The 14,144-nt window shown below is 25.6% G+C and carries 10 protein-coding genes and 1 pseudogene; all 11 read right to left on the reverse strand.

Annotated elements, in window-relative coordinates:
- Complete coding sequence (locus tag I2H23_RS09385) at positions 1 to 1,422, reverse strand: NAD(P)/FAD-dependent oxidoreductase (RefSeq protein ID WP_195238146.1); 1,422 nt, start codon at positions 1,420 to 1,422, stop codon at positions 1 to 3.
- Positions 1,423 to 1,613: 191 nt separating this feature from the next.
- Complete coding sequence (locus I2H23_RS09390) at positions 1,614 to 2,177, reverse strand: PepSY domain-containing protein (protein WP_092925483.1); 564 nt, start codon at positions 2,175 to 2,177, stop codon at positions 1,614 to 1,616.
- Positions 2,178 to 2,383: 206 nt separating this feature from the next.
- Positions 2,384 to 3,412 (reverse strand): threonine aldolase family protein, encoded by a 1,029-nt coding sequence (locus tag I2H23_RS09395; protein ID WP_195581548.1) that lies wholly within the window; start codon positions 3,410 to 3,412, stop codon positions 2,384 to 2,386.
- 271 nt (positions 3,413 to 3,683) lie between these two features.
- Positions 3,684 to 5,606, reverse strand: a complete 1,923-nt coding sequence (locus tag I2H23_RS15605; protein ID WP_207741717.1) for an FUSC family protein — start codon at positions 5,604 to 5,606, stop codon at positions 3,684 to 3,686.
- Positions 5,607 to 5,822: 216 nt separating this feature from the next.
- Positions 5,823 to 7,211, reverse strand: coding sequence for an MATE family efflux transporter (locus I2H23_RS09405; protein WP_195238152.1), 1,389 nt, complete (start codon positions 7,209 to 7,211; stop codon positions 5,823 to 5,825).
- A 230-nt stretch (positions 7,212 to 7,441) separates the two neighbouring features.
- On the reverse strand, positions 7,442 to 8,647 hold the full coding sequence (locus I2H23_RS09410; protein WP_092925475.1) for a zinc dependent phospholipase C family protein: 1,206 nt from the start codon (positions 8,645 to 8,647) through the stop codon (positions 7,442 to 7,444).
- Between the two features lie 180 nt (positions 8,648 to 8,827).
- Entirely contained in the window at positions 8,828 to 9,700 is an 873-nt protein-coding gene (locus I2H23_RS09415; protein WP_330615408.1) for a DMT family transporter, read from the reverse strand.
- 84 nt (positions 9,701 to 9,784) lie between these two features.
- Positions 9,785 to 10,909 carry a hypothetical protein gene (locus I2H23_RS09420; protein WP_195581550.1) on the reverse strand — a complete coding sequence of 375 codons (1,125 nt, stop codon included), beginning with the start codon at positions 10,907 to 10,909 and terminating at the stop codon, positions 9,785 to 9,787.
- Positions 10,910 to 11,040: 131 nt separating this feature from the next.
- Positions 11,041 to 11,832 carry an EcsC family protein gene (locus I2H23_RS09425; RefSeq protein WP_166505548.1) on the reverse strand — a complete coding sequence of 264 codons (792 nt, stop codon included), beginning with the start codon at positions 11,830 to 11,832 and terminating at the stop codon, positions 11,041 to 11,043.
- Positions 11,833 to 11,967: 135 nt separating this feature from the next.
- Positions 11,968 to 12,858 (reverse strand): annotated as a pseudogene (locus tag I2H23_RS09430) (homoserine O-acetyltransferase/O-succinyltransferase family protein).
- Position 12,859: 1 nt separating this feature from the next.
- Positions 12,860 to 14,131 (reverse strand): O-acetylhomoserine aminocarboxypropyltransferase/cysteine synthase family protein, encoded by a 1,272-nt coding sequence (locus tag I2H23_RS09440; protein WP_195581552.1) that lies wholly within the window; start codon positions 14,129 to 14,131, stop codon positions 12,860 to 12,862.
- Between the last annotated feature and the right edge of the window lie 13 nt (positions 14,132 to 14,144).

Raw genomic sequence — 14,144 nt, forward strand, 5'->3', positions numbered from 1 at the left:
TTAATCCTCCTTAAATCCAACAGCTATTGAAGATTTAGAATTTTTATTTACTTCGCTTATATCTATTCCTAATTCTTTGCTTAATATCATACTTATAGGTATCATGCATCCTGTTCCTTGGCACCCACCCATCATGGCACGAGTTCTTCTTTTTATTCCATCAAGAGTTGTTGCACCTAATGGTCTTTTTATAGCATCTATTATTTCCCCTTCTGTAACAAACTCACATTTACATATCATCTTTCCATATGATGGATTTATAGCTATTAATTTATTTTTCTCTTCTATACCTAACTCTGACATTCTAATCATTTTTTTTCTAATTTCTTTAAAGTTTTCTTTTTCCTTTAAATTAATAATATCTGATATAATGTCAACTACGTACTCACCAATAGCTGGTGCCGCTGTTAATCCTGGTGAATCTATACCTATTACATTTATAAAATTTTTACAATCTTTAACTTCTTCAATTATAAAATCTCCACCATTTATTTTAGGTCTTAATCCACTAAAAGTATTTAATATTCTATCTACCGGTATATCCTTTATAGTTTTTTTGCTTTTATATAATATTTCATCTATACCTTCTCTTGAAGTTTCTAAATTATCATTATATTTAGCATTTGGACCTACTAATAGATTTCCATCTACTGTAGGAGTTACTAATACACCTTTACTTAATTTACTTGGAACTTGAAATAGAGTCTTTTCACATAAGTTACCTGAAACTTTATCAAATAAACAGTATTCTCCTTTTACAGGTTCTATTTCATATTTAATCTCACTAACTAGATTGTTTAAATGTGCACCACATAATCCTGATGCATTTACAACTATTTTACTTTCTATTACTTCTTCATCTTCTAAATGTATTTTATATATATTATTTTCTAATTTTATATCTACAACAGCTTTTCCTAGTATAAAATCAACTCCATTTTCTACTGCATTTTCAGCAAAAGCTAAAGCCATTTCATATGGGCTTACTATACCTGATGTCTTTACATGTAAAGCCCCTAATACATCTTTATTTATATTTTTTTCTATACTTAAAACTTTTTCTTTGTCTAAAATTTCTAATCCCTTAACTCCTATTTCTTCTCCATTAGACTTTAATTTTTTTATACTTTCTAATTCTTCTTCATTAAAAGCCAATACTAAAGCTCCATTTCTTTTAAAAGGAAATTGTAATTTATTAGCTAAATCATCCATCATTTCATTTCCTCTTAGATTTAACTTAGCTTTTAAAGTACCTTTTTTCTCATTGTATCCACCATGTATAATACCACTATTAGCTTTTGATATTCCTTCAGCTACATCTTTATTCCTATCTATTATAGCTACATCTAAGTCGTATTTTGATAATTCCCTAGCTATAGCACAACCTACTACTCCTGCCCCTATTACAGCAATGTCTTTCATATTAGTTCCTCCTTTGTAAAGAGCATTTTAATTTTTTCAATTGTTTAATTTATAACTATATTATATTATTACTATTTTCATAAGTAAAATTGATAATAATAATGATAACCATCAATATTTTATATGTATAAAAGTAAAATGAAAAGTGTAATCATATAATAATTTCTTATTAAATAATTACACTTTTCATTTTAGTCATTTATCTCTAATTGTCCATACTCTTTATCGCTTTTACTTATCATCTCATGACTAAATTCTTTTACTTCTTTAGTTTTAGCATTCACAGTTATTTCATATTTTTCATTACCTTTTACAAGTACTCCTTTATATTCATCACCATCATGATCTTTATCTAAATGAATACTTTTTATAGTAGCATCAGGAACTTTTTTTAACATTATATCCTTAGCTTCTTTTTCACTTATTAGTTTTTCGCTACTGTTATTTGTTTTATTATTTGTATTATTATTTTGAATAATTTCTTGCTCATATTCAACTATATCACCAGTTTTTGCATCTACATCTACTTCATAGACTACATTATCTTTAGATACTTTTGAATTATATTTTGGTGTATCATCATTTTCATAGGCTATCTCTACTATATTTCCATTTGGTACTTTTTGTAGTATTATTTCTTGCGCTTGTTCTTGTGATAAAACGGCATCACTATTTCTCATTAGCCAATAACTTAATCCAGCTCCACATATTACAATTACCCCTAGCCCTATGGCTACTGATTTATTAAATTTCATGATATTACTGTTATAAAAATTATAACAGCTTCACCTCCTCTATGTCTTATCAATATAATTCCTTATTATTAGTTATATAACCATTTTTTACATATTCAAACATATTTTTATTTCTATAGACTATAATCTTGATTTTATAGCTTTTCAATATACAAATAGTGCTATATCCTCTTTATATAATTTTAGATATAGCACTAAAGTATTTATTAGATAGAATATTTTTTCAAATCTTCAATAAATTTTATAACATTTTCTTTTTGTGTTGCCCAAGATGTAACGAGCCTTATACATGAACTATTTTCATCTATTTCACTCCATAGACTAAATGAATAATCTTCTTCTAGCTTTTCTATAATTTCATTTTTAAATATTGGGAATAATTGATTAGATGGTGAATCTACTAAAAATTTATATCCTAATTCACTAATTTCTTTTTTTAATATATCTGCCATGTCATTTTCATGCTTACCTATTTCAAAGAATAAATCATCTTTAAATAACTCTAAAAACTGTATCCCAAGTAATCTACTCTTAGCCATCATTGCACCTTTTTGCTTTATATTAAATCTAAATTCTTCTTTTAATGAATCCTTACATATAACTAAAGCCTCTCCAAATAATGCTCCATTTTTAGTTCCACCTATGTAAAATGCATCAGTTAAATATGAAATCTCACTTAAAGTTAAATCATTTTCTTTAACACATAATGCAGAACCTAGTCTTGCACCATCCATATATAATAATAAATTATTTTTTCTACAAACATAACTTAATTCTTCTAGCTCGCTTTTAGTATATATTGTTCCTATTTCTGTTGAATTAGATATATATACAAGTTTAGGCTTTACCATATGCTCATCAGTATGTTCTTTAAGTACTGATAATATATCTTCTTTTTTTAATTTGCCATCTGTAGAATCAACAGAAATAACCTTGTGTCCTGTTGATTCTATTGCTCCTGTTTCATGTACTAATATATGACCAGTATTAGCCGATATTACTGCCTCATAAGGTCTTAAAAATGCAGAGATAGCTGTTAAATTAGTTTGAGTTCCTCCACATAGAAAATGTATATCTACATTATCATTTTTTAACTTTTCTTTAATTAATTCACTCGCTTTTTCACAGTAAGTGTCTTTTCCATAACCTTCACTTTGTTCTAGGTTAGTTTTTACTATTGCCTCAAGTATTTTAGGATGTGCCCCTTCACTATAATCATTTTTTAAACTATACATATTTCCCCCTATTTGTGTAGATAATTATACTTTACTTAATTCTACCATTTATTAAATATTTTTTATATACAGTAAATATATTTAATAAAAATTTGTTTCTCTTAAAATATGTGTCAGCAAATCATCTCAAAATACTTTTTTACATTTTATGATATATTTACATATCTTATATGTATGAGTTATCAACAGTTTTATTCTTAGTATTAAATCCTTGTACATAAAAAAGTACTCTCTATATCTATTAAAAATTATAGAAAGCACTTTTTATTATTTAAGCTATATTTAATTTTTCAATAATTTCACTTTCAAGCATATCTATATCTTTTTTATCTAAGTAAATTCTATATAAACTTATTATTAATGATTTTTCTAAGTCATTTTTAGAAGTTTCAAAAATATTTTTATAAACCTTAAATAAGTCTTCTTCATTTAAATTTGGATTTAACTTTTCTAACAATTTTTTTATTAAAATAGACTTATCTTTAGAACTTCCACTTATTAATATAGTAAAGTTTATATTTGTAAAAATATCATTTTGCTTACTTAAAAATTCTTCAATACAACTTAAATTCATCTGTTTATTTATATAATTAATTCTCATCCAAAAATAATTATTTTTTATTGTTATTGTTTCTATATCCTTCTTACTTATAGTTCCTTGAACTATTGAATCTAGTGTCTCATTATCAAAATCTACATATTTTTTCATAATATTTTTCATATCATTTTTAATTCTATATGGAAACACCATATTCATAGCTAACCAAGCAACTATAGCTGCAATTAAAACAAATATAACTCTATCCTCTAATAATTTAAATATAACAGCACTTGGTTGAAGCATTTTTACAGCTAATATAGCAGTCATAGTTGTAAATATACATCTTATATTATATTTTTTTATAGATAAGGCAAAATATAATGCTATTAAAAACACGGCTCCGATTAGTATTATATTTTTGTCTATCATTCTATATATTAATTCAAATATTATAGCGCCTACAACTGTTCCTACAACTCTATCAATAGCCTTTTTACTTCCTTGTTCTGCATATGGAAGCAATATTAAAGCTAATGAAAGTACTATCCACTTACCTTCGTATATATTAAAATAACCTACTATAAACACAAATGTAGAAATTACTAAAGATGCCTTTAAGGCTATATTAAATCTTAGAGATGACATGTTAAAATTGTTTTTAAATATATCTATATTTGATTTTAACTTTTTTTGTAAATTTAATCTCTTTCTTATCTTCTCACCTCTAGATTTATCTTCTATATATCTACAAGTTTCATCTATAGCTAACCTTAAGTTATAGTAATTATATCTAGCTAAATCACCTTCTATATTTTCTAATTCTAATTCATTATAGTATTTTCTAAATGTAATTTTTATATCTTTTATATCTTTTTTACCTAAGATATATAAATTTACGTCTTCAAGAATACATTTTAATTTTAGTAATCTATCTTCATATATTTCATTTTCCTTTATATAACTTATGGTAGTATTTATTTTTTTTAATAGTATTACTATTACTTCTAATATATATATATCATCTAATTCTTTACTAGATTTTTCTATAACCTCATATATATTGATTTGTATAGTTTTAAGTAAGATACTTACTTTTTTGTTTTCATCTTTTATATTTTTATTATCTAATAATAAATCTATCTCTTTTTTTATTAAGTCTATAGCACCTGTAATTTGCTTATCAGTAACTTTATAAAAATTATATTTAGTTATTATATAATATAAAGCCATTATCACAAATGATGAAAATATAAGAGCTAATATTCTTTTAGGCATCTGTGAAAATGTTACTGGATAATAAAGTAAAAGTATATATAACATCATAAATCCAGCAGTTTTTGGCGTTTTAAGTTCATAGCTAAATCTATAATATATCCAAAAGCTTAAAATCAAGCTAACTATATATGCTAAAAAAATATCTAAACTTGCAATATAAGCTGCAACTCCTATAACTATTTGTATCAAAGATAATATGATTATTCTTCTTGGAACATTTATTGTGTGATTCTCCCCAAACATGCTAGCTGCTATAGAAACTGTCGCAATTCCTATTAAAACATTTTCTTTTCCAAATATCATAAATGAAAATATAGCTATCGCAGATATAAGAAATATTTTCATATTTTTTATTTGTTTTTTAATGTCAATTTTCACTTTCATCACCTTCTTATAGAATTTACGTACTTCTTTAAGTATAAATCAAAAATTTTATTTATAATATATTTTTAGTTTTTTTTCTAATTTTTAGATTATTAATTAAATTCCAACTCTATTTTATGCAAAAAAATCTAAGCAACTTTATAATTAATATAAATCATTTGTATATAAAAAAAGTACTTACTATAAATTTTATAGAAAGTACTCTCTTCTTTAATACTGATGACTTAACTCTCCTTTAGTATTATAATCATCATATAATTTCTTTTTTCTTTTCATAACTAAAAACACACCAAGCATCAATATTCCCTTAATTATACTACTTATAGTTATACTCCACCAAACTCCAGTAAGTCCAAGTAATCTTGGATTTGATATTAAGTAAGCTGTTGGTACTCTAAGTCCTGTAAATATAATACTTATTATAGATGGTATTGAAGTTTTACCAAGCCCTTTAAAAGCTCCTGATGTTATTATTTCTATACACATAAACAATTGAGAATATCCAAGTATTTTAAGATAAATAGTTCCTTCTTTAATAGCCATTTCTTCTTGTATAAATATAGTAAATACCTGCTTTCCTAAAAAGACTAATATTAAAGTATTTATAAATCCAAGTATTATAGCTAATATTAAAGTTAACTTAAATCCTTTATTAACTCTGTCAAACTTTTTAGCCCCATAATTTTGCCCAATAAAGCTAGATAAAGATGAAGATAAACCTTCTGCTGTCATCCATGATATAGACTCTATTTGAGATCCTACTTTTTGAACAGCTACTGCTACTGGTCCAAATGACGCCACAACCACTCCTAGTAACATAGAAAATCCTGTAAACAATCCACTTTGTAGAGCTACTGGAAGCCCTACTTTGTATAGTATTTTATAATATGTTATTTCTATATTTCTAAATAGTTTTATTTTAAAATATCCATAATCATCCTTTTTTATTCTATATATAAATAAAGATGTAACTACTATTTGTGCTACGACTGTTGCAATAGCAGCTCCTGCTACTCCAAGTTTAGGAAAACCAAACAAACCAAGTATAAGTATTGGGTCTAGTATAATATTAGTTATAAGACCTACCGCATTTATTTTAAATGGAGTTTTACTATTACCCATTCCATTAAATATAGCTGTAAATACTGGATTTATAAAATAAAATATCATTCCTAAAGATACTATATATAAGTATGTTCTAGACATATCTATAACTTTTATATCGCCTAATCTAAAAAATCCTATTAATCCTTTATTAAACACTATTAAAAATAATGTATATAATGTTGATAGTATAATATTTATTTCTATAGCTGATTTTATATAAGATCTCGTTTTATCAAGATTTCCTTCACCAATACTTTGTGCAACTTTAACTTCCCCACCAATTTTGGATATCATTACAAATGCCATAGCTAACCAAGGAAAAAATCCTGCTGTTCCAACTGCTGCAACTGCACTACTACCAGCCTTGCCGACCCAGATCATATCTATCATGTTATAAGCCATTTGTATAAATGACGTCCCCATTATAGGAAGTGCTAACTTTATTAATTTATCTAATATCTTACCATTAGTTAAATCTATTCTCTTTTCCAAATATTTCACCTCTTTTGTAAACAAAATAAACTAGATTAATATCACTTAATAGTATGTATTTTTAAATATAACTTAAATAAAAAGCATATTTATAAAAGTATATCAGAAATTTTTTTATTTTCAATATAATTAAATTATTTATACATATTTTTAATATATTTTCTATTATAGTAAATAAAGCCTTAAAGTGGTTAAATATTATTAAATCCAACTTTAAGGCTTTTTGCTATTTACTTATTTATACTATATGTTTCATTTCCTCGTAATGTTTTATGTATATTTTTTTCTAATATGACCTTTCCTCTTGATAAGATTTTAATATTATCAACACTCCAATCATCACCATTAGTAACAAAATTATTTTTTCTTATCCAGAAGTTATTTATCTTACTTAAATCAATATTTTTTCCATCTTTAAGCTTTATTATATAATTATCTATTTGACCTTTTTCAAAATCATTTCCTGCATTATCTAACTTCCATTCATATTTTTTATTATCAGAAGTTTCAAATCCAAAATATACGAAATCATCAGTTCCTGCATATTTTTCATTTGAAGTTTTTAAAATAACATTAAATTCGTTTAAGTTCTTAGTATCTGAAGAATCTATTATAGTATTAGATACTTCATTTAAAAATCTATATATAAGCTTAGCTGAACTGATCTGAGAGTTTTTCATAGATTCTACTGCCGAATATTCCCAATCTTTTGTTGAATTTTTCATTGTTGAATAACCATAATATAAATTCTTAGCTTTTTTTGCATATTCATAAGAATTTTCACTCATCCAAGCATCAAAATCTTTATTTTCTAATGCATATTTATAAGCACCATTTTCTGTATTATAATTCATTGAATCTATTGCATAATTTTCTTTTCGTTCTTCAACATAACTTTCAAACTTTACATGTCCTATACTATCAACAGCTGTAATATTGGCTGCATGATAAGGAGTATTCAGATCTCCAAGATAATGTAATCCTTGTCCTAATAAAAAAGTAGCTTCTTTATAATTACCTTTTTCCCACTCATTTTTTGCATCAGTTGTAAATTTTCTAACTTGTGATTCTGCATTATCATATATAGGTGATGCCACATACCACTTATTATCAAGTGTAAAATTATTTTTAGTATCTGGATCCCAAAAATGATCTTGATATAAATCATAAGCATTTGGATCATAATCTGGATATGTCGATCCAAGTTGTAAGTCTCTTAAGTTAGATTTTAGAATATCAAGATTTGACTTTAATAATTGAGGTTCTGATTTGCTTAAATCTTTTTCAATCATTTTAACTGCTTGAGTTGCAATTAAAGCGTGCGTTCCTGTCCCATCTTTTTTACCATCCCAAGCATAAGATGTTGAACCCATAGCTACAAATAACATTGAAATTACAAATGCTTTTGCGCTATTTTTCTTTATATTTCTTATCATAGCCTTGTTTTACCTCCAAATATCAAAATACTTTATAATTAAAAATATATAAAAACGCTTTCTTTTTCAATATTTTTGCATATTTTGTAACTTTTTGTAATTTTTTATAATTTTTTGTATTTCTTCAAGGTGAAATCATTATTTTAAATAATAATTAAAGTGAGGTATAATAACCTCACTTTAATTACATTCTTCACTTTTTTTATTGTACATAAACATATAAAACGATGCGCTAAATATTACAAAATATCCAAATACGCTAAACTTATCGGGAAATACACTAAATAATACTACACTTATTATTGCAGAGAATATTATATTAGAATAATCAAATATAGATATCTCTTTAGCTGGCGCATATTTATAAGCCCAAGTTACACCAAATTGGCCTACAGTCGCAAATACCCCTGCAAGAAGTAAATACATAAGTTGTATCATACTCATTGGCTCATAAGTCATAATCATTATCGGAAATATTACAACTAATGAGAATAAAGAAAAATAAAATACTACAGTCGCTCCATTTTCTTTTTTACCTAATACCCTAAGACAAGTGTATGCTGATGCCGCACATAAAGCACCTGCTACACCCACAATTGATGGTAACATTTCTAAATCAAATGTTGGTTTTATTATAAATAAAGCTCCTACAAATGCCACTAATACAGCAGCTATTTGATTAGTTTTTATCTTTTCTTTTAAAAATAACGCAGAAAATATTATAACAAAGAATGGACTTAACTTATTTAACATATTGGCATCTGATAACACCATTCTATCTATTGCATAATAATTAAATATTATACCAAGTGTGCCAAATGCTGATCTTAAGTTTAATAATCTTCTATTTTCCCTACTTCCAAAATAACTTTGTTTTGCTTTTGTAACCATTATAAATGCTACTACACAAGAAACTAAATTTCTAAAAAATGTCTTTTGAAAAGTTGGTAAGTCTCCTGCTAATTTTATAAAGGCTGACATCATAGCAAATCCAAATGCCGAAATTATTATACATATTATGCCTTTATTTCTGTTACTTAACTCTGTCTGCACGATATACCTCCTATGTAATTTTTATATTTATCTTTTGTATGCAATTATTTATTATATATTAAAAAAAACTATCTAGCTAGTTTTTTATATAATCTCATAATCATAGTCCAACGTTACATTACTTGTGTTTATATTATATAAATTATATTCTTCTCCAAAAAAAGTCAGTAATATTTTTTTACCTTCAAATGGTTCTAAACCTCCATTTATGTCTATTCTCTTAAAAATCTTTTTAGCAAATACTCTGCCAGTAGCATCTTTTAACTCAATCTTAAAGTTATTAATATCATTAATAGTATTTTCTGTTAAGTTTAGTAAATATCCATTAAGGTATAAAGTATTTTTTTCTTCAAATATATTATTTACTATTAAATTCATACTATCTTTCTTTACCTTAAACTCTCTTGCAGAATAAATACTATTTCTATTTAAATAATTACCTTTTAAATTTTTAAAGTCATAATTATTTACATCTTTTTCAGTAATAAATTTATTATATCTTTGTCTTTTCCTATAATTATAATCGGTAAGTAATAATCCTTTATATATGTTTTTTATATTTGAATCTATTAAGTTACTATACGTTTGTATAATACCTAATGTATCTGCATTAGATATTCCGACTACTCTTTGTTGTATTAAGAGTTCATAATAATTATTGTAAATTTGCTTTGTGGGAAAAATTCCATTTGGTGCATCTACATATGCGTCAACTGCATTTTTAAGCTTACTATTAGGTAAATATAAATACTCCAGATATTCTTTTTCTTTTGATGAAATATCTATTGTATATTTTTTCTTTCCACAATTTACGCTTACCTTATAATCATCTTTAAAAGTTGCGCTACAATTATTATTTTTATAAAATATATCTTGGTTAAATATCTCTATTAATTTACCATCTTCATATTTATATATAACTCCAATTTCAAATCCTCCAGACCCCCCGAATCCACCTCTAACCATTATTTCTGATTTATTGTCTCCTGTAAAATCTCCTAAAAATAGTTGCATATTATAACCAGAATATTTGATATTAACAGTAATATGCTCACTATTTTCTGGTTTTAAAATAAGTTCTATATTATCGACATAGGAGATTCCTTCAAAAGGATATACTCCTACTAATATTACTTCATCTTTTGAGTTTACTTTACTTATATTCCCATAACTACTATCTATTAAAACTTTCTTTGTAGGGCTTTCCATGGCTACTCCCCCCCTAAACTATTTTACTCTAGTTATAATATCTTATGAGACTTTATATATTAATGTTATATTTAAAATACACATTATAAACTTACACAAATTAATATACTAGTCAAATTACTTGGCATATATTATAAAGTTATTTTATTAATAAAATTTTTATATTTTGTATATATAAAGTTTTCCTTCTTAGCCTCGTGGTCTTTATCATCTAATATTCTCATATGATAAGCATATATTGCATATTCACCTAGTTTATCTACTAATTTATTGTTTACATATGCCCCAACAAAAGCTCCTATTCCTGGCACTAACTGAAATAACTTTGCTAAATCAATGTAATCTCTATACTCTTGTTGAAAGCTTCTCCAATCAAATGCATTAATATCATCAGATAACTTATGTTTAAAATCATCAAAGCATTCCATATTTTCAAATACATAGTTTACATGCTCTTTACTTGAAAAAGCAAGCTGAAATATGTTTAATATATATAATCTTTCTTTATAATCATTTGTATCAAATCCATATATGCTAGCAATTTCATAAATAAGCTTTATTTTTATACTAAGAAGTAATGGAAAGTCACAAAGCCCTATAAATATGCCTCCTGCCCCTGTTCCAGCACCTTCTATCATAGCAGTTCTCTTATAAATTTTTATCTTTTCAAGAGCTAGATTATCTCTTTCTTCTAAAGATATATCTAGTATAGGTTTTTTAGTAGTATACTTAGACCCAAATAAAACCATTTTAGTCATATTTTTTATAGCTACAGTTAATATTTCGTGGTACTTTTGAGGTAAAACGGAATTTATTTTATTTTGAGTTTCTTTTGATGCTTTATCTATTATAGATGGTTTTTTTCGTATTTTCTTTTTCCATTTTTTTAATTCTTTTAGTTTAATCTCATTATAATTTTGCATTTTTTCACCTATTTAAAATTTATATTAATTATTTACATAATATATTTATTATACATATAGATTTTTAATATTACTATGTACTTATTTTTCCAAACTAAACAAGCTAGTTATCTAACTAGCTTGCTTAATTTCTTATTAAATTATATTAATCCAATTATTGTATATCTTAATGCTGTGTTCCATCCAATCTACACTTATTCCTTTGTTCATATCATCTTCAATAAAATAATTTTTAGGTATATCTATATATATTTTTTTATTTCTATCCCTTAAATATTCTCTTTTCAAGCATTCTTTATCATACTCATGATGTCCAAATATATAATAGTCATTGTACTTCCCTTTTATAATATGCTCTATACCTTCATCTGTTGTCGATAGTATTTTTATAGATTTACAATTTTTTAAATCCTTCCTATTTAATATAGTGTGCCTAGAATGAGCACATATAAAACCATTATTTATATTTTTGAGTATTTCATCATCACAAAGTATATTATGTTTATATACTCCAAATATCTTCTTATCAAGTATCTCTTTGTTTATTCCATATATATGATTTAAACAAGCCTGCGCTCCCCAGCATATACTTAACATACTTTTTAAGTTTTTAATAGAATAATCAAATATATAATTTAATTCATCTATATATTTAACCTATTTGAAATCTATTTTTTCAATAGGAGCTCCTATAACTATAAGTCCATCTAAATCATATTTTACTTCATCAAAGGTATAATAATTTTTCATCAAATATAGTCTATTACAATTTTTGTATACGTGCGTTTTAAGCCTTATAAACTTTATATTTATATCCTCATTCATTTTTGAAAATAACTCTAATAAATGAGCCTCTGTCTCTACTTTATTAGGCATAAGATTTAGTATACCTATAGTTTTACAATGAGGGCTGATCTTATCTAAACTAAATTTTCTATATAACTTTTTATTATAAATTTTGTTTTCTATTATACAATTATCTACAAATTTGGCTCCATTTATTTTTTTACAAAGATATACAGTCATATTATATTTCCTTAAGTGCTATATCAAAGTCATTTATTAAGTCATCTATATTTTCTATTCCAACAGATACTCTAATCATCTCTAAACTAACTCCACACTTTATCTTATCTTCATTAGACAGTTGGCTATGAGTAGTGCTAGCTGGATGAAGTACTGATGTTTTATTAAATCCAAGGTGTATTGCTAAATCTACTAATTTTAAAGATTTTATAAAAGTCTTAGCTTCATTTATTCCACCTTTTATACCAAATGTTAATATTCCACTTCCACCTTTTAAGTAAGTTTTTACTTTCTTATAATCTTCTCTACTTTCTAAGTATGGATAGTTTACCCAGCTTACTTTTTCATGATTTTCTAAATACTTTGCTAATACTAAAGCATTTTTACTATGTTTTTTCATTCTAAGATGAAGTGTTTCCAATCCTAGATTACTTAAAAATGCATTAAAAGGGCTCATTGTGCTACCTAAATCTCTAAGCAGTGATGCTCTTAACTTTGTTATATATGCACTTTTCCTAAATTCTTCAACATATTTAATATCATGACAACTAACATCTCCATCACTTAATAATGGATATTTCCCATTATCCCAATTAAAATTACCACAATCAATAACTATTCCTCCAAGTGCCACTGCATGACCATCTATATATTTTGATGTAGAATGTATAACTATATTTGCACCAAAATTTATAGGATTACATAAATACGGGCTTGCTACTGTATTGTCAACTATAAAAGGAATATCCCCCTTTTTAGCTATTTCACTTAATTTCTTAAAATCTAATATATCTAGTCCTGGATTTCCTATAGTTTCTCCATATATAGCTTTAGTATTTTCATCTACTAAGGATAGTATATATTCTTTATCATCATTATTGGATACAAATTTTGTTTCTATTCCAAAACTTCTAAGAGTTATATTAAATAAATTATAAGTTCCACCATATAGTGATGATACTGATATTATATTGTCTCCACTTTTGCATATATTTAAAATAGCTAAAAGCACCGCCGATTGTCCTGAACTAACTGCAACTGCTCCGACGCCACCTTCAAGATATGCTATTTTTTCTTCAAAATTTGCTACTGTTGGATTGCTTATTCTACTATACATATGGCCATCTGCTTTTAAATCAAATATATCTGCCACTAAGTCTGGATCTTCATATTTGAAGGTTGTACTTTGAACCAAAGGATACACCATAGGCTCCCCAACATTTGGTTTATATCCCCCTCTTACACATAAAGTTTCCTTGTTATAATTTTTCATAAAAAAAGCCCCT

Origin of the sequence: Romboutsia sp. BSD2780061687b_171204_C1 (genome assembly GCF_015560225.1) — a bacterium.
Taxonomy (GTDB): Bacteria; Bacillota; Clostridia; order Peptostreptococcales; family Peptostreptococcaceae; genus Romboutsia_C; species Romboutsia_C hominis.

Bases quoted from the DNA above. Each gene is read 5' to 3' on its own strand.
- I2H23_RS09395 (WP_195581548.1), bottom strand. From the start codon at position 3,412: ATGTATAGTTTAAAAAATGATTATAGTGAAGGGGCACATCCTAAAATA.
- I2H23_RS09425 (WP_166505548.1), bottom strand. From the start codon at position 11,832: ATGCAAAATTATAATGAGATTAAACTAAAAGAATTAAAAAAATGGAAA.
- I2H23_RS09420 (WP_195581550.1), bottom strand. From the start codon at position 10,909: ATGGAAAGCCCTACAAAGAAAGTTTTAATAGATAGTAGTTATGGGAAT.
- I2H23_RS09410 (WP_092925475.1), bottom strand. From the start codon at position 8,647: ATGATAAGAAATATAAAGAAAAATAGCGCAAAAGCATTTGTAATTTCA.
- I2H23_RS09440 (WP_195581552.1), bottom strand. From the start codon at position 14,131: ATGAAAAATTATAACAAGGAAACTTTATGTGTAAGAGGGGGATATAAA.
- I2H23_RS09390 (WP_092925483.1), bottom strand. From the start codon at position 2,177: ATGAAATTTAATAAATCAGTAGCCATAGGGCTAGGGGTAATTGTAATA.
- I2H23_RS09385 (WP_195238146.1), bottom strand. From the start codon at position 1,422: ATGAAAGACATTGCTGTAATAGGGGCAGGAGTAGTAGGTTGTGCTATA.